17 protein-coding genes are annotated in these 16,855 nt (G+C 70.8%); 7 read left to right on the forward strand and 10 right to left on the reverse strand.

Features of this window, described 5'->3' with window-relative positions:
• Positions 1-34: 34 nt before the first annotated feature.
• Positions 35-592 carry a CGNR zinc finger domain-containing protein gene (locus tag H343_RS0100155; protein WP_028429479.1) on the forward strand — a complete coding sequence of 186 codons (558 nt, stop codon included), beginning with the start codon at positions 35-37 and terminating at the stop codon, positions 590-592.
• Positions 593-690: 98 nt separating this feature from the next.
• On the opposite strand, the gene H343_RS0100160 is transcribed toward H343_RS0100155, so the two are convergent.
• Positions 691-2,043, reverse strand: a complete 1,353-nt coding sequence (locus H343_RS0100160) for a UDP-glucose dehydrogenase family protein (protein WP_028429480.1) — start codon at positions 2,041-2,043, stop codon at positions 691-693.
• A gap of 204 nt (positions 2,044-2,247) precedes the next feature.
• Here H343_RS0100160 and H343_RS0100165 point away from each other — a divergent pair, with 204 nt between their 5' ends.
• Positions 2,248-3,435 (forward strand): acyl-CoA dehydrogenase family protein, encoded by a 1,188-nt coding sequence (locus H343_RS0100165; protein ID WP_486586727.1) that lies wholly within the window; start codon positions 2,248-2,250, stop codon positions 3,433-3,435.
• Between the two features lie 138 nt (positions 3,436-3,573).
• Here the strand turns inward: H343_RS0100165 and H343_RS28035 are convergent, their stop codons facing one another.
• The gene (locus H343_RS28035; protein WP_051264409.1) at positions 3,574-4,500 is read right to left on the reverse strand and encodes an alpha/beta hydrolase; all 927 of its coding nucleotides are present in this window, start codon (positions 4,498-4,500) and stop codon (positions 3,574-3,576) included.
• Positions 4,501-4,638: 138 nt separating this feature from the next.
• A complete protein-coding gene (locus H343_RS0100175) occupies positions 4,639-6,141 on the reverse strand; it encodes an oligopeptide:H+ symporter (RefSeq protein ID WP_028429482.1) in 1,503 nt (500 codons plus the stop codon).
• Between the two features lie 529 nt (positions 6,142-6,670).
• Between H343_RS0100175 and H343_RS0100180 the strand changes: the two genes are divergently transcribed.
• Together H343_RS0100180 and H343_RS0100185 are read left to right on the forward strand one after the other, a co-directional pair.
• Positions 6,671-7,351 carry a response regulator transcription factor gene (locus tag H343_RS0100180; RefSeq protein WP_028429483.1) on the forward strand — a complete coding sequence of 227 codons (681 nt, stop codon included), beginning with the start codon at positions 6,671-6,673 and terminating at the stop codon, positions 7,349-7,351.
• Positions 7,352-7,469: 118 nt separating this feature from the next.
• On the forward strand, positions 7,470-8,759 hold the full coding sequence (locus H343_RS0100185) for an ATP-binding protein (RefSeq protein ID WP_028429484.1): 1,290 nt from the start codon (positions 7,470-7,472) through the stop codon (positions 8,757-8,759).
• Here H343_RS0100185 and H343_RS0100190 read toward each other — a convergent pair.
• The 5 genes from H343_RS0100190 to H343_RS0100210 form a co-directional block, all read right to left on the reverse strand.
• Positions 8,667-9,209, reverse strand: a complete 543-nt coding sequence (locus H343_RS0100190) for a GtrA family protein (protein ID WP_028429485.1) — start codon at positions 9,207-9,209, stop codon at positions 8,667-8,669. The two genes, H343_RS0100185 and H343_RS0100190, sit on opposite strands and share 93 nt — an antisense overlap.
• A 151-nt stretch (positions 9,210-9,360) precedes the next feature.
• On the reverse strand, positions 9,361-9,774 hold the full coding sequence (locus H343_RS0100195; protein ID WP_028429486.1) for a hypothetical protein: 414 nt from the start codon (positions 9,772-9,774) through the stop codon (positions 9,361-9,363).
• Between the two features lie 8 nt (positions 9,775-9,782).
• Entirely contained in the window at positions 9,783-10,289 is a 507-nt protein-coding gene (locus H343_RS28040; protein ID WP_051264410.1) for a protease inhibitor I42 family protein, read from the reverse strand.
• Positions 10,290-10,325: 36 nt separating this feature from the next.
• Entirely contained in the window at positions 10,326-11,873 is a 1,548-nt protein-coding gene (locus tag H343_RS28045) for a WXG100 family type VII secretion target (protein ID WP_051264411.1), read from the reverse strand.
• Positions 11,870-12,232: a hypothetical protein gene (locus tag H343_RS0100210; protein WP_028429487.1), complete on the reverse strand. Its 363-nt coding sequence runs from the start codon at positions 12,230-12,232 to the stop codon at positions 11,870-11,872. Before H343_RS0100210 ends, H343_RS28045 begins: the two co-directional genes overlap by 4 nt.
• Positions 12,233-12,363: 131 nt before the next feature.
• Between H343_RS0100210 and H343_RS0100215 the strand changes: the two genes are divergently transcribed.
• The 3 genes from H343_RS0100215 to H343_RS0100225 are packed head-to-tail and all read left to right on the forward strand — an operon-like array spanning position 12,364 to position 15,289.
• Entirely contained in the window at positions 12,364-13,551 is a 1,188-nt protein-coding gene (locus tag H343_RS0100215) for a 5-(carboxyamino)imidazole ribonucleotide synthase (RefSeq protein ID WP_037901918.1), read from the forward strand.
• Complete coding sequence (gene purE, locus H343_RS0100220; protein ID WP_028429489.1) at positions 13,548-14,084, forward strand: 5-(carboxyamino)imidazole ribonucleotide mutase; 537 nt, start codon at positions 13,548-13,550, stop codon at positions 14,082-14,084. The genes H343_RS0100215 and purE overlap by 4 nt, the downstream gene beginning before the upstream one ends.
• On the forward strand, positions 14,084-15,289 hold the full coding sequence (locus tag H343_RS0100225) for a dipeptidase (protein WP_037901761.1): 1,206 nt from the start codon (positions 14,084-14,086) through the stop codon (positions 15,287-15,289). Before purE ends, H343_RS0100225 begins: the two co-directional genes overlap by 1 nt.
• A 17-nt stretch (positions 15,290-15,306) precedes the next feature.
• On the opposite strand, the gene H343_RS0100230 is transcribed toward H343_RS0100225, so the two are convergent.
• Both H343_RS0100230 and H343_RS0100235 read right to left on the reverse strand, forming a co-directional pair.
• Positions 15,307-15,891 carry an ATP-binding protein gene (locus tag H343_RS0100230; protein ID WP_078504945.1) on the reverse strand — a complete coding sequence of 195 codons (585 nt, stop codon included), beginning with the start codon at positions 15,889-15,891 and terminating at the stop codon, positions 15,307-15,309.
• 428 nt (positions 15,892-16,319) lie between these two features.
• On the reverse strand, positions 16,320-16,700 hold the full coding sequence (locus H343_RS0100235) for an STAS domain-containing protein (protein ID WP_028429492.1): 381 nt from the start codon (positions 16,698-16,700) through the stop codon (positions 16,320-16,322).
• Between the last annotated feature and the right edge of the window lie 155 nt (positions 16,701-16,855).

Genomic DNA, 16,855 nt, shown 5'->3' on the forward strand with positions numbered 1-16,855 from the left:
CAGATAATGGCCCTCCATCGGTAATCTGGCAAGCGTGACGGACCGGTCAGCCCCGAAATCGCTCGCACTGGTGCAAGAGCTGACGAACACGCTCGACATCGAGACGGGCGAGGACGCGCTCGCGGAACCGGGCGGCACCGCGGATTTCGCGCGCCGTCACGGGATCGAGGGGATCGGCACCCGGAAGGACTGCGCCGGGCGGGACCTCGCCGCGCTGCGCGAACTGCGTGAGGCTCTGCGTGCGGCCTGTCAGGCGCACACGGGCAGCGACATGCCCCCCGAGGCGTCCGAAGCGCTCGGACGGCGGCTCGCCCGTGCGCCGCTCGTCCTCGCCGTGGACGCGAACGGGCGGGCCGGACTGCGGGCAGCCGAGGGCCTGTCCGGGATCGAGGCTCTGACCGCCCGTATCGCGGCGGGCATAGCCGCCGCGGAGGCCGACGGCGACTGGCAGCGGCTCAAGGCGTGCCAGGCCCACGACTGCCAGTGGGTCTTCTACGACCGCAGCCCGGCCGGCCGGGGACGCTGGTGCACGATGGCGGTCTGCGGGAGCCGCGCCAAGATGCGCGCGTACCGTGCCAGACGGCAGGGCTGACTCGTTCCCGGCGCAGGGCGGCGCGGCCGGCGGCAGCGGCCGGCGGCCGCAGGCGCACGTGGCCGCCCCTTCGGCGGTGCGGCCACGGCGCGGAGCAGTCAGGCCGTGGGACGGCCCAGGGCGCGGAACTTCCAGTTCTCCTTGCGCCACACCGCCGGATCAAGCGTATTGCGGCCGTCGAGCAGGTGCCGCACCGCCACCGTCTCGCCCAGCGCCGCCGGGTCCAGCTCCTGGAACTCGCGCCACTCCGTCAGGTGCAGCACCACCTCCGCGCCGCGTACGGCCTCCTGCGCGCTCGGCGCGTAGCGCAGGGTGGGGAAGATGGCGCGGGCGTTGTCCATGCCCTTGGGGTCGTAGACCGTCACCTGCGCCCCCTGGAGGTGCAGTTGACCTGCGACGTTCAGGGCGGGCGAGTCCCGTACGTCGTCGGAGTCCGGCTTGAAGGTGGCGCCGAGCACGCCGATACGGGTGCCCAGCAGAGTGCCGCCCACGGCGTCGCGGGTCAGCTCCACCATCTGCGCCCGGCGCCGCATGTTGATCGAGTCGACCTCACGCAGGAACGTCAGCGCCTGAGAGGCGCCCAGTTCGCCCGCGCGGGCCATGAAGGCACGGATGTCCTTGGGCAGGCAGCCGCCGCCGAAGCCGATGCCGGCGCGCAGGAACTTCTTGCCGATGCGGTCGTCGTACCCTATGGCCTCGGCCAGCTTCACCACGTCACCGTCGGCTGCCTCGCACACCTCGGCCATGGCGTTGATGAAGGAGATCTTCGTCGCCAGGAAGGAGTTGGCCGAGGTCTTGACCAGTTCCGCCGTGGGGAAGTCGGTGACGACGAAGGGCGTGCCCTCGGCGAGCGGTGCCGCGTACACCTCGCGCAGCAGCCGCTCCGCGCGCTCGCTGCGTACGCCGGCGACGATGCGGTCCGGGTGCAGCGTGTCCTTGACAGCGAAGCCCTCCCGCAGGAACTCCGGGTTCCAGGCCAGTTCTGCGTCCTGGCCGGCGGGAGCCAGGGAAGCCAGCCGGCCGGCGAGACGCTCCGCGCTCCCGACGGGCACGGTGGACTTGCCGACGACCAGGGCGGGACGGTCCAGATGGGGGGCCAGCGAGTCGACCGCGCTGTCGACGTAGGACATGTCGCAGGCGTACTCGCCGTGCCGCTGCGGAGTGTTGACGCAGACGAAGTGCACGTCCCCGAAGGCGCCGACCTCCTCGTAGGAGGTGGTGAAGCGCAGGCGTCCGCTGGAGCCGGCGTGTCCTGCCACGTGCTTGCGCAGCAGATCCTCCAGCCCGGGCTCGTACATCGGCGTCTCGCCGCGTTCCAGCAGCGCGATCTTCTCCGGGGAGATGTCCAGGCCCAGCACCTCGAAGCCGAGTTCGGCCATGGCGGCGGCGTGGGTGGCACCGAGATAGCCGGTGCCGATCACTGTGATCTTGAGCGGGGCCCTGTCGGACATGTGTGCGGTGCTCCTGTGGGACGACTCCGGGAACGCTCCGAGAACGCTGCCCGCGAGCATATCCGGGGGCCGCCTGTCATGAACCTCACGTATCCCGGGCCGGGCCGGGGCCTCTAGAATTGAGTTACTTAACGGTAATTAGCAGATGTCTGCCGCCCGCCGCTCGCCGTCCGGCGCAGCAGAGTTGAAGAGGAGTGAGACGCCTTGGCGCCATCGGGAAAAAGCGCAGCCGCCGACTTCGATCTCTACCGGCCGTCCGAGGAGCACGAGATGCTCAGGGACTCGGTGCGCGCCCTGTCCGAGGCGAAGATCGCACCCTTCGCCGCCGAGGTGGACGAGGAGGCCCGCTTCCCGCAGGAGGCGCGGGACGCGCTGGAGGCCAACGACCTGCACGCGGTGCACGTGCCGGAGGCGTACGGGGGCGCGGGTGCCGACGCCCTGGCGACCGTCATCGTCATCGAGGAGGTCGCCCGCGTGTGCGCCTCTTCGTCGCTGATCCCGGCGGTCAACAAGCTCGGCTCGCTGCCCGTGATCCTCTCCGGCTCCGAGGAGCTGAAGAAGAGGTACCTCTCGCCCCTCGCGAGCGGCGGCTCGATGTTCTCGTACTGCCTGAGCGAGCCGGACGCCGGCTCGGACGCGGGCGGCATGAAGACCAAGGCGGTACGGGACGGCGACCACTACATCCTCAACGGCGTGAAGCGCTGGATCACCAACGCCGGGGTCTCCGACTACTACACCGTCATGGCCGTGACCGACCCGGACAAGCGCACCAAGGGCATCTCGGCCTTCGTCATCGAGAAGGACGACGAGGGCGTCTCCTTCGGCGCCCCGGAGAAGAAGCTCGGCATCAAGGGCTCTCCGACGCGTGAGGTCTACCTCGACAACGTGCGCGTACCGGCCGACCGGATGCTCGGTGAGGAGGGCACCGGCTTCGCCACGGCGATGCAGACCCTCGACCACACCCGCATCACCATCGCGGCCCAGGCCCTCGGCATCGCGCAGGGCGCGCTCGACTACGCCAAGGGCTACGTCGCCGAGCGCAAGCAGTTCGGCAAGCCGGTCGGCGACTTCCAGGGCGTGCAGTTCATGCTGGCCGACATGGCGATGAAGCTGGAGGCGGCCCGTCAGCTGACCTACGCGGCCGCGGCCCGGTCGGAGCGCCTGGCTCTGGGGAGCGGCGAGGAGGCGGTGACCTTCTTCGGCGCGGCGGCCAAGTGCTACGCCTCGGACGCGGCCATGGAGATCACCACGGACGCCGTCCAGCTCCTGGGCGGCTACGGGTACACCCGTGACTACCCGGTCGAGCGGATGATGCGCGACGCGAAGATCACGCAGATCTACGAGGGCACGAACCAGGTCCAGCGGATCGTGATGGCCCGCAACCTCCCGTAGGACTGCGTGGACGTCGTGTCCGCACGGACGTCGGCCTGCGGACGCGGGCCCGCGCGCCACGGGCAGACCCGTGGCGCGGCCGGGACACCGCCAGGGCACAGGACTGAGGGGCACTCCCGCACACACCGGGGGTGCCCCTCAGTCCTGAGCGGGTCCGCGCTTGCGCTCGGCGATCCACTCCAGCACCCGCGACGCCACACCCGGCTGTGTCATCAGCCCGCCGCCGTGCACCGCCCCCGGCACGGTGACGACCGTGATGTCGTCGGCAGCCATGCCCCTGCCGCGCTCCGCGATGCGCAGCTCCTCGGAGTGCGCGACCGGTACGAAGTCGCGCCGTGAGTGGATCAGCAGCATGGGGGCGTCCTCACTGCCCGTGGCATGCCGCACCGCCGACATGTCACGCCAGACGTCGCGGCAGCGTTCGGGGCCCTCACCCTGTCCGCGCCTGGGCTCGCAGCCCGCGAGTACGGCGGCGCTCGCCCGCAGCACCGTCAGTCCCCGGCCGTGCTCGCCCGTGTCTCCCGCTCCGTCGCGCCAGGCGCGGTAGGGGTCGACGACGGGCGAGAGCCCTATGACTCCGGCGACGTGCCGTCGTCCTGCCCCGTACGTACCGACGCTGGTGGCGAGCTGGCCGCCCGCCGAGGAGCCGAGCAGGACGATGCGGTGCGGGTCGACCCCGAAGATGCCGGCCCGCTCGCGTATCCAGCGCAGTGCGCGCAGCACGTCCGAGCGCTGGGCGGGCCAGGAGGCGTCGATGCTGCGGCGGTAGTCGACGTCGAAGACGGCCGCCCCGGAGTCGGCGATCCGCTGGGCCCAGGCGTTCCAGCCGGCGGGACGGTCGTGGAACCAGAAGCCGCCGTGCAGGATGATCACGCCGGGACGCCGCCCGGACTCGCCCCGGGGCGCGGAGTGGTCACGGTATGCGACCAGCTTCTGGCGGGGTGCGCTGCCGTAGGAGTGGGCGCGCTCCGTCGCCGGATCTTCGGCCGAGTCGCCGCGCACCACGATTGACGTGCACAGCAGCAGCGTCAGGCACGCGACGAGGATGATCGGGAACCGGCGCACCCTCCCAGAGTCAGGGCCCGGAGCCATGGCCGCAACATCACTCTCCGTGGTGGAAGTGGCACGCCTCACGCGCGCGGCCCCCGCTCCGCAGTGGACAGCTGCGAAGACCGGGGGCCGCGTACGTCCGTGAGCGGGGCGCTACTTCACCGTCCCCAGCATCGGCCTGATCCTCTTGCGGGCGGCCAGGAAGACCACGCCCGCCAGCACCGCGATGACGCCCTGCACCGCGAAGCCGGTCCGGCCGCTTGCCGCGTCGCCGATGAGGAGCTGGACGATCGCGAAGACGCAGTCGCCCGCGGTCACCGCCAGGAACCAGACACCCATGAGCTGGCTCGCGTACTTGGCCGGGGCCAGCTTCGTGGTCACCGACAGCCCGACCGGGGACAGGCACAGCTCCGCGACGGTCTGGATCAGGTAGACCACGATCAGCCACAGCGGGCTGACCCTGGTGTCACCGGAGGCGGCCGCCATCGCCAGCATCATCACGCCGAAGGAGGTGCCGATGCCGATGAGACCGATGGAGAACTTCGTCGTCGTGGTCGGGTTGCGGCTGCCGAGCTTGACCCAGAGCGCGGCCAGCACGGGGGCGAGCGTCATCACCCACAGCGGGTTGACGGACTGGAACCAGCTCGCGGGGAAGTCGATGCCCAGCAGGTCCGTCGAGGTGCTCTTCTCGGCGAAGAGTGTGAGCGTCGAGCCGGACTGGTCGAAGATCATCCAGAAGATCGCGGCGGCGACGAAGAACCAGATGTAGGCGCTGAGCTTCTTCTTCTCCTCGGGCGTGACGTCCCTGTCGCGCCGCATCCTGGCGAAGTAGTACGTGGGCAGGATCAGCCCCGCGATGCTCAGCGGCCACAGGACCCAGTCGATGGTGAAGGCGTTCGCGAGCACGACGGCGGTGTAGAAGAGGCCCAGCACGGCGACGCTGACCAGGGTGTTGCGTATCGCCTTGTTGCGCTCCCCCACGCTGAGCGGGTTGGGAACGGTGCTGGACTGCGGGGCCAGGTGCCGGGTGCCGACCAGGAACTGGATGAGGCCCAGGCCCATGCCCAGGGCCGCGAGGCCGAAGCCCAGGTGCCAGCTGACCTTCTGGCCCGCCCAGCCGATGAGCAGCGGGGCCGCGAAGGCGCCGATGTTGATGCCCATGTAGAAGACGGTGAAGCCGCCGTCCCTGCGGGGGTCGTCGGGCCCCTGGTAGAGGTGGCCGACCATCGTGGAGATGTTGGCCTTCAGCAGTCCGGAGCCGACGCCGATGAGGACGAGACCGGCGAAGAAGAGCACCTCGACGGTCGTCGCCAGCAGCGCGTGACCGGTCATGATGACGAACGAGGAGATGGCGACCGTCTTGCGGGGGCCCCAGACGCGGTCGCCGAGCCAGCCGCCCGGCATCGACATCAGATAGACGGTGGCGTTGTAGACGGAGTAGAGCGCCACGGCCGTGGCCGTGGCCATGCCCATGCCGCCTTCACTCACGGCGGCCGTGAGGTAGAGGACGAGCAGCGCGCGCATCCCGTAGAAGCTGAAGCGCTCCCACATCTCGGTCATGAAGAGAGTGGCGAGTCCGCGGGGGTGGCCGAAGAAGGTTCTTCCGCCCTCCTCCGGCGGTTCCTGCTGCGCGTCCTTGGACACTGTGGAGGCCATGTGGGGGGCTCCTCGCTGTATGGGACGCGGCCGGCACCGGGGACCGGCGGGTCGGCACCGGCAGCCGGGGCGCCCCGTGCGCGTACGCAGGACGGGGCCGGCCGAGTCGTGGGCTGGTCCTGGCAGCTTCCGGCGCGCACAGAACGAGGAGACCGCCGGAGGTGCCGGTACCGGCGACCCGGGTCCGGCTCACGGCGCCCACGGCGGTACATGCAATATGCACGCACCAGGTCGCACCACTGCGCGGGAATCCCGCCACCGGACCGGCCGGCTACCGCGGAGGCCGGCCGGCGCACAGGATCACCGGCCCGCGGAGCCGCCGGAACGCCGCCCCCCTGGGGTGATCACGTCGAAAGCGCCCTCACCATACGTCACAGAAGCACCCCCGACGGAAGAGCTTGCGATGCAGATCACAGGTTGAGGGCGTCACATTCCAGCCATTCGAAGGTAACGAGTCTGCATCTCCGACGATCCGCATTGGTTGCCAGGGACCTGCCTTACCCTCGGCTACGAGGACTACCATCGGGCCATGACCCGTGTACTGCTCGCCGAGGACGACACCTCGATCTCGGAGCCACTGGCCCGTGCGCTGCGCCGCGAGGGATACGAGGTCGAGGTCCGCAAGGACGGCCCCACAGCGCTCGACGCCGGGCTGCACGAGGGGATCGATCTGGTCGTCCTGGACCTCGGCCTTCCCGGCATGGACGGCCTGGAGGTCTGCCGCAGACTGCGCAACGAGGGGCACACCTTCCCCGTGCTCGTCCTCACCGCGCGTGCCGACGAGGTGGACACCGTCGTCGGCCTGGACGCGGGCGCCGACGACTACGTCACCAAACCCTTCCGGCTCGCCGAACTGCTCGCGCGCGTACGGGCCCTGCTGCGGCGGGGCGCGGCGGCCGAGCCGGCCGTGCAGCCCGCCACGCACGGCGTGCGGATCGACGTCGAGTCGCACCGCGTGTGGATGGGCGAGGAGGAACTCCAGCTGACGGCCAAGGAGTTCGACCTGCTCAGGGTGCTGGTGCGCGACGCGGGCCGGGTCGTCACCCGCGACCAGCTCATGCGCGAGGTGTGGGACACCACATGGTGGTCCTCGACCAAGACCCTGGACATGCACATCTCCTGGCTCCGCAAGAAGCTCGGTGACGACGCCGCCAATCCGCGCTACATCGCCACCGTGCGGGGTGTCGGATTCCGCTTCGAGAAGAGCTGAGCGTGCGGGCACCGTCGCGGTCGGCACCCTCACGGACAGCGCTGTCGCAGCAGACACCCCGCAACGGGGGCCACCGGCGGTCCTCCGCCACCGGCCGCCGCCGCCCCGGAGGCCGTACGTGCGCCGCAGGCTGATCCAGTCGACGCTCGCCGTCGTCCTCGTCGTGGTCGCCGTCTTCGGCATCTCGCTGATCATCGTCGAGGCCCGCTCCATCGAGGCCAGCGCGGAGGACGGCGTCACCTCGGAGGCCGTACAGCTGGTCTCCGTGGTGGAGAGCCGCATCGTCGCAGGGGAGCGGGTGTCGCCGGCGACGATGGACAACGCCGTGCCCACGAACCGCTACGTCCGTATCGCCGTCCCCGGCAAGCGGACCATCACCCTGGGCGACCGGCCCGAGGGCAAGGTGATCGAGGCGTCCCGTACCGGTGCGCACGGAGAGCGGATCACCGTGCAGCAGTCCTACAGCTCCGTGCAGGAGGAGATCGGCCGTACCCTGCTGATCATCCTCGCCGTAGCGCTGCTCGCGGTCGCCGCCGCCGCGATCCTCGCCGTACGGCAGGCCCACCGCGTCGCCGCCCCGCTCACCGACCTCGCCGAGACGGCCGAGCGGCTCGGCTCGGGCGACCCGCGGCCCCGCCACCGGCGCTACGGCGTCCCCGAACTGGACAGGGTCGCGGACGTGCTGGACGGAAGCGCGGACCGGATCGGCAGGATGCTGACCGCGGAACGGCGCCTGGCCGCCGACGCCTCGCACCAGCTGCGTACGCCGCTGACCGCCCTGTCGATGCGGCTGGAGGAGATCATCGCGACGGCCGACACCGACGATCCCGAGGACCGGGCCATCGTCAAGGAGGAGGCGACGATCGCGCTGGCCCAGGTGGAGCGGCTGACCGACGTAGTGCAGCGGCTGCTGACCAACTCCCGTGACCCGCACTCCGGTTCGGCGGTCGGCTTCGACCTGGACGAGGTCCTCAAGCAGCAGGTCGAGGAGTGGAAACCCGCCGTCAGGAACGAGGGAAGGGCGATCGTACGCTCCGGGAAACCGGGGATGCGGGCCGTGGGCACACCCGGCGCGGTCGCCCAGGTGATCGCGACACTCATCGAGAACTCCCTGATGCACGGGGCCGGTACGGTCGCCCTGCGCACACGTGTGACGGGCAACCAGGTCGTCGTCGAGGTGACGGACGAAGGCCCGGGAGTCGACCCCGAGCTGGGCTCGCGGGTCTTCGAGAGGACCGTCAGCGGCCACAACTCCACCGGTCTCGGCCTGGCCGTCGCCCGCGACCTCGCGGAGGCGGACGGCGGACGCCTGGAGCTACTTCAGCAGCACCCGCCGGTCTTCGCGCTCTTTCTCAGCCGGGAGACCCTCTCCGGACGCGGAGCCGAGGACTCCCGGGGCGTGCGCTGAAGGCGCTCTGAAGACCCAGGTGCGGTAGGTCCAGAAGCGGAAGAGCGTGCCGATCCCGAGCCCGATGACGTTCTTGGCGATGTTGTCCGCGAGCGGTGTGGTGAAGCCCAAGCCGTAGTGGGACACGGCGAGCACGGCGTTCTCGATGACCAGCGCGATGCCGCTGAAGGTGAAGAAGAGAGCCGTCTCGCGCCGGATGCGGCGCTTGTCGGTGTGCCGGTACGTCCAGTAGCGGTTGCCCAGGTAGTTGGTGGCGATCGCGACGAGCTGCGAGAGCACACCCGAGCGGATGGGCGCCAACTGCAGGGTGTGGATGCACAGATTGAAGACGGCTACATTGACGAGGAATCCGACGGCACCCACGGCTCCGAACTTCGCGATTTCGCGAGCGAGTCGTTCGAGCCGGGTGCGCAGTCGTCTCACTGTGCGCGCTGCGCCCCATCCACTCATGTCCCGCTGGCCCCGTTCCGGTCGGTGATCCGTCCCCCGAGCCATGCTAACCAGCGGGCCCGTCCTCCGCAGTGCGGGCATCTCCGGCCCTCCGGCGCCGTGCCCGCCGCCTCGCTGCGGGCACGGCGCCGGAGGGCCGGAGCGGTGCGCGCTACCCGTCCTCGTGGCCGCGCGAGCCGCGGCGCAGTTCCATCACGGCTGCCGTCGCCTCCAGCCAGCGGGCCACGGTCTCGTCGCCGTCCACGTCCCCGTCCTCGACGACCGACGCGGCGGTGGCCAGCCACTCCTTCGCCGGCCCCGCCGCGCAGCCGGGCAGCGGCTCGGGCAGCGCCGCGGCGGACCGCACACCGCCGCGCCGTACGACCTCGCCGAGATACGACACGCCGCGCGGGTGGACGTGGTGGTCCTCGGCGGCGAGCGCCGCGGCCACGGCACCGTCGCCGAAGAGGGCTGTGCGGTGCGCCCCTTCGAGGGTGAGTCCGTACCGCAGGAGCAGGGGGATGTCGAGGGCGCGCAGTTCCTCGTCGGTGGTGCGGCGGCCGGTGCCGCCCGTCTCGTCTGTCACGGCAGGTCTCACTTCCGCACGGTCACGTCGAAGGTCACCTTCGTGGCCTCGTGGTCTTCATCGGTCCGCTCACTGGAGGTACCGCACCGGAAGCAGTGGCGCAGCTTCACGGTCGTACGGCCGGGGGCGCGCGCCCGGAACTCCAGGAAGCGGGTGCCCCCGGAGCCCAGGCGCTCCGGGTCGGAGCCCTGGAAACTCCTGCCCGTCGCTTCGATGACGGAGGTGTCGGGCTCCGGCGGGTCGGTCACCCAGGCGTAGCCGGTGCCCGGGTTCTCCTCCAGCTTCAGGGCGAAGCGCCGGCCGGGCGCGACCCGGATGCGGGTGTGGTTCTTGTCGTAGGTCCGCTCCGGTACGGGGGAGGACGCGGCACCGGAGCTGTTGCCGCTCTTGCCGCCCGTGCCGCCGTCGTCGTTCCCGCCGTCCCCGCCGCCCCCCAAGAGCCAGAAACCCGAGAGAACGGCCACGGCGACGGCGACGACGGCGGTGAGGATGATCAGAGCGCTCTTCGCTCGCATACGTGCCGCCTTACTCGCGGAGGCCGGGTGCGCCGCTCACTCCGGGAGCCGCGCGGAAGTGGGCGTGGGCAGGCGCTCGTCGGACGCCCCTGCCATGTTGCCGTTGACGAAGTCGTCCTCGCTCACCCACGTCGTGAAGCCCCAGGGGTTGTAGACCTGGAGCCTGTCGCCCTCCTGGCCGATGATCATGATCTGGTGGCCGCTGTCCTCGCCGCGGACGCTCAGCGGTACGGGCTTGCCCTCGTTGACGGAGTCGCGGATCTCCGGCAGCGCGTCCTCACGGTCCCCCGCGTCCTCGAAGTCGCGGTTCTCGTAGTCGCTGCCGGTGTGAGCGCCGATCTCGCTGTCGGCGATCTCCTCGCTCTCGTCGTTGGTCATGCCGTCCTGGTCCTCGTCGTCCCGGGTGTCGTAGACGCGCGTCTCCTCGTCCCGCATGCGCTCCTCGAACGCCTCCGGGTTGTCGTGCTCCGGGTCGCCGGGGTGGCCGCCCGTGGTGAGTTCCAGGGCGTAGAGGGGGTCGGACGCGGCGTGCGCCGTCACGGTGGACATGGCGACACAGGTGGGGCCTTCCTGCTCCCAGCGCTGCGGTCCGAAGGAGACGTCGGCGTCCTGGTCGCCGTATTCCCTGGAGTCTCCGGGACTGTTGGTGATCGGCGTCAGGTGCTCCTGCAGCCAGGCCGGGTCGTCGCCGTAGGGGTGGATCTTGTCGCGGAAGTCCTGGATCTGCTCCAGATCGTGGCCGGCGGCGAGCGCCTTCATCAAGTACGCGCGTTCCTCGGGCGACTGGGCTCCGTCCAGCATCCCGTCGAAGGCCGCGCGCTCCGAGGCGCTCATCCTGTCCAGGCGGGTGCCCGAACGGCGCAGGTCGTTGGCGGTGAGGATCTCGTTCTCGTCGCGTTCGCCGCCGTGCGCCGCGGCGTCCGCGAGGGTGATCCGGTCGGCGGCGGAGAGGTGGTCGGAGTCGAGCTTCCCCGCGCGTGCCTCGGAGGTGAGCTTGTCCAACTCCCGGTGTGCGCGTTCACCGGCCTCCTCTGCCCGTTCGACGGCGGAGCGCAGGAGCCTGACGCCGTCCAGCGCCGCAGTCCTGGCTCTGGCGGCATCGTCCTCGGAGGCGGTGACCGGGCTGTCGCCGAGGTGGTTGCGGGCCGCGTGGAGCGCGTCGAGTCCGCGTCCGTGCGAACTCTTCGCGTCCTGGATGCCCATGGAGAGCATCTGCAGTTCCTTGCCGGCCTGGGCGAACTTCTCCGCCATCTGGTCGGCGCTGTAGGCGGCCGCGTCGGTGACCTCGGCGGCCTTGCTGCCCGCCTGGCCCACCCAGACCTCGGGCAGTCCGGCGCGGGCGACCGCCTTGACGTCCCCGTGCACGGTGCTGACGTGCGAGGAGGCGTTGGCGTAGTCGCGTGCCTTGCCGGCGATATGGTCCGGATCGCCCTCGGGCTCGGGGAAGCCGAGTGCGTTCTCGATCTTGTTCGCGAGCTGGATCTTGGCTATCTCACCGACGAATCCGCCCCACAGGGGACCGGATTCGATGTCGCCCAGCAGGTCGTCGAGTTCCTTCTTGCGGTCGCGGCCGAGGGACGTCATCGCCCTCCCTCCTCGGCGGGCACCTGAAGGGAGCGGAAGCTCTCGCCCCGGCGCACGTCCTCACCCTGGGTCGTGGCGACGCCGTCACCGATCTTCTTGTGCAGCTCGCGGAGCGCGTCGGCCAGTACGCCGACCTCCTCGTTCCAGGCGCGGGCGAAGGCGGGGAAGGCCGAATCGGCCCCGTACTCGCCGAACTTGCTGTCGCCGAAGAGGGTGGTGACGGCGTAGGCGGGGCCGCTCACCCCCTTGCCCAGCAGCCTGCCGACGGAGTCCAGGTCGCCGGCCGCGTTGTCCAGCCGCTTTCCCTGACTGAGCGTTCCCGTTCCGTCCAGACCCAGATCGCCCCTGCCCGCAGCCATGCGCACTCCCCCGTGAACCGAAATCTCGCCAGGTACTCATCAAGCCGCGCGCACTATACCGGCCGCCCTCCGCGCACCGGGGGGATGTGGTGTGCGGATACCCTGACCTTGTGACGTTCCCGGTTCTCGGCATGGTCGGTGGTGGCCAGCTCGCCCGTATGACCCATCAGGCGGGCATCTCCCTCGGCATCGGATTCAGGCTTCTTTCGGACACTGCGCAGGATTCCGCGGCGCTCGTGGCACCCGAGGTGGTGGTGGGCGACTACCGCGACCTGGACACTCTGCGTGACTTCGCCCGCCGCTGTGACGTGCTCACCTTCGACCACGAGCATGTGCCCACCGAGCACCTGCGTGCGCTCGAGGCGGAGGGCATCCCCGTACGGCCGGGTGCCGACGCGCTCGTGCACGCCCAGGACAAGGGCGTGATGCGCGCCCGGCTCGACAGCATCGGCGTGCCCTGCCCGCGGCACCGGACCGTACGCGACCCCGCGGACGCGGCGGCCTTCGCGGCCGAGGTGGCGGACGGCGGCGGCAGCGGCAGCGGCAGCGCGACGGGCGGGAGCGGCGACAGCGGCGGGAGCGGCGCCTTCCCGGTGCCCGTCGTGCTGAAGACCGTGCGCGGCGGTTACGACGGCAAGGGCGTCTGGGTCGTGCGCTCCACCGAGGAGGCCGCCGAGCCGTTCAAGGCCGGAGTGCCCGTACTGGCGGAGGAGAAGGTCGACTTCGCGCGGGAACTGGCGGCGTGCGTGGTGCGCTCACCGCACGGCCAGGCGGTCGCCTATCCCGTCGTGGAATCCGTCCAGGTCGACGGCGTCTGCGACACCGTGATCGCCCCCGCGCCCGGCCTTCTCTCCGAGGAGGCGGTACAGGCTCAGGAGCTGGCCCTCCGGATCGCCCAGGAACTCGGCGTGGTCGGGCATCTGGCGGTGGAGCTCTTCGAGACCCGCGACGGGCGCGTGCTGGTGAACGAGCTGGCGATGCGCCCGCACAACTCCGGCCACTGGACCCAGGACGGCGCGGTCACCTCGCAGTTCGCCAACCACGTGCGTGCCGTGCTCGACCTCCCGCTGGGCGACCCGCGCGCCCGCGCACGGTGGACGGTGATGGCGAACGTACTGGGCGGCGACTACCCGGACATGTACTCCGCCTACCTGCACTGCATGGCGCGCGACCCGCAGTTGAAGATCCACATGTACGGCAAGGACGTGAAGCACGGCCGCAAGGTCGGCCACGTCAACACCTACGGCGACGACCTGGCCGATGTGCGCGAACGCGCCGCCCACGCCGCCGGATACCTGCGAGGGACGATCACCGAATGACGACCACCACCCCGCTCGTCGGCCTCGTGATGGGCTCCGACTCCGACTGGCCCGTCATGGAGGAAGCAGCCAAGGCCCTGGACGAGTTCGAGGTCCCCTACGAGGCAGACGTCGTCTCCGCGCACCGCATGCCGCACGAGATGGTCGCCTACGGCCAGGAGGCCGCCTCCCGCGGACTGCGCGCCGTCATCGCGGGCGCGGGCGGCGCCGCTCATCTGCCCGGCATGCTCGCCTCCGTGACGCCGCTGCCGGTCATCGGCGTACCGGTGCCGCTGAAGTACCTGGACGGCATGGACTCGCTGCTGTCCATCGTGCAGATGCCCGCCGGCGTGCCGGTCGCCACGGTCTCCGTCGGCGGCGCCCGCAACGCGGGTCTGCTGGCCGTGCGCATGCTCGCCGCCCACGACCACGAACTGCGGGAGCGCATGGTCCGCTTCCAGGAGGAACTCAACGACGAGGCGAAGGAGAAGGGCCGGCGGCTGCGCGGCAAGGTCGCCGCCGGCCGGACCGGTTTCGGCTTCGGGGGCAGCTGATGACGGCCACCGCCGGAACGGACGAGCTGCTCGCCCGGGCGCGCGAACTCCTCGCCGAGGCCCCCGTGGTGGACGGCCACAACGACCTGCCGTGGGCGCTGCGCGAACAGGTGGCCTACGACCTCGGCCTGCGTGACATCTCCCGCGACCAGTCCGCGCATCTGCACACCGACATCCCGCGGCTGCGCGCTGGCGGCGTCGGCGGCCAGTTCTGGTCGGTGTACGTGCGCACCGATCTGAGCGGCGACAGCGCGGTGAGCGCCTGTCTGGAACAGATCGACGTGGTCAGGCAGTTGACGGCCCGCTACCCGGACGACCTCCGCATGGCCCGTACCGCCGGCGACCTGGAGACGGCACGCTCCGAGGGCCGCATCGCCTCGCTGATGGGCGCCGAGGGCGGCCACTCCATCAACAACTCCCTCGCCACACTGCGCGCGCTGCACGAACTTGGCGTGCGCTACATGACGCTCACGCACAACGACACCATCGACTGGGCGGATTCGGCGACGGACGAGCCCCGCCACGGCGGACTCACCCGCTTCGGCGAGGAGGTCGTGGCGGAGATGAACCGGGCCGGCATGCTCGTCGACCTCTCCCACGTCGCGGCGTCGACCATGCGGGACGCGCTGCGGGTGAGCGAGGCGCCCGTGATCTTCTCGCACTCCTCGGCGCGTGCCGTGTGCGACCACCCGCGCAACATTCCCGACGACGTGCTGGAGTCGGTGCCGGCCAACGGCGGTGTGGCCATGGCGACGTTCGTACCGAAGTTCGTCCTTCCGGAAGCCGTCGCCTGGACGCAGGCCGCCGACGAGAACATGCGCGCGCACGGCCTGCACCCGCTGGACACCGGTGAGGAAGGCATGCGCGTGCACCGCGAGTTCGAACGCGAGCACCCGCGGCCGCGGGCCGACGCCGCCACTGTCGCGGACCACCTCGACCACATGCGGGAGGTCGCGGGCATCGATCACATCGGCATCGGCGGCGACTTCGACGGCACGGCGTTCACTCCCGAGCAGCTGCGGGACGTCTCCGGATATCCGCACCTCGTCGCCGAACTGCTGCGCCGGAACTGGTCACGCTCGGATCTCGCCAAGCTGACGTGGCACAACGCGGTACGGGTGCTGCGCGACGCCGAAGCGGTCTCCCGTGAACTGCGCGGGCGGCGCGGCCCGTCCGTCGCCACGATCGGGCAGCTGGACGGCTGACGCCCGGGGCGGGACCGTCAGCCCGGTGCTGCCAGTTCCGCCCAGACCGTCTTGCCCCGGCCCTCCGGATTGCGCACCACGCCCCAGTCCAGGCAGAGCCGCTGGACGATGAACATGCCGTGCCCGCCGGGGCGCCCGGCGCGGTGCGGCGTGCGGGGGGCGGGCGAACCGCTGCCCTGGTCGACGATCTCCAGGCGCAGCACTTTGGTACCGCTGCCCACGCGCAGCTCCTGGGGCCCGTCCGCGTGCAGACAGGCGTTGGTCACCAGTTCGGAGACGACGAGCAGGACATCCTCGGCGGCGGCACGCTGGTCACCGGTGGCGGCGGGCAGCCACCCCCAGTCCTGGAGCGCCTGCCGGACGAAGTCGCGGGCCCGCGGGACGGCACCGCTGACGCCGACCAGGTGCAGTCTGCGCACCTGGCGCATCGGATGCCCCTTCCCGCTCTCTTCCCCGCTCTCTGCTTGTACGGACTGGCCGGCTTGTACGGACTGGCCGGCACGGCCGGAACCCGGCCCGCCGGCGGACGGCTGGGCGGGCTCCTGCCCGCCGGAACGGCCTGCCTGGCCGGACTGCCCCGCCTGGTTCGACGGCGCGGGCACCTCGGCCGCGCCGCGGTCCGTCCTGGACGCCTCGCCCGCCTTGCTCTGCGAACCCGTCTGGCCTGCCGCACCGAGAGCACCAGGGGCGGCGGCGGAGCCCGGCCTGCCTGTCACGGCCCCCGCACCGGCGGTCCCGGCTCCGGGCGTGGCTGCTGTCGTCGCGGCGCCATCGGGCTCCGGTCCGCAGTCGCCCGCCGGATACGGCCGGGGGGTGCTCATCAGTGGTTCACCTCACCGATCACCGATAGTGCCTCTCGTCGCCGCGTGCCGGGACAGCGATCAGCATCGCGAGTGTCTCACCGTCCGTCTGCCTCACTCAGAGGATCTCCTGCCCTACGGGACCGTGAGAACACCCACTGATTCGGACGGACTGATGTGACACGCGCAACTCGCGCGTAGCCCCGTGGACACATACGGCGCCGAGGGCATCACGCCTCCGCCACATGCGCCAGCGCAGCATCGAGATCATCATGCACCGTGAAGACCGCACTCGCCCCGGTGATCTCGAAGACCCGGGCGACCACAGGCAGCATTCCCGCCAGATGGACGCCTCCTCCGGCGGCATCGGCCTTGAGCCGTGCGCCGAGCAACAGGTTCAGTCCCGTCGAGTCGCAGAACTCCAGCCGGGAGCAGTCGACGACCACACGGCTGCAGCCGTCCGCGAGGACCCGCTCGAGCGGGCCGCTGAGCACCTCGGCGGTGTGGTGATCGAGCTCACCCTCCGGGCTCACGACGGCACTGTTCCCCTGGTGCCGGACGTCGACCGTCAGCCGACCCCGGCTCGTGCTGCCGGGCATCCCGCGGTCCATGCACACCCCTTATTGATCGCCAAAGCGCCGTCTCTTCTGCCCCCGTGAAACGATCTGAACCCTACGCCTTCACGGGCACTACCGGTAGCCGAACAACCCACACATTGGGGCAAATTCGGACATTAAGCACTTGCCATGCACGTACAGGAGCGGGT

It is taken from the genome of Streptomyces sp. TAA204, from assembly GCF_000424965.1.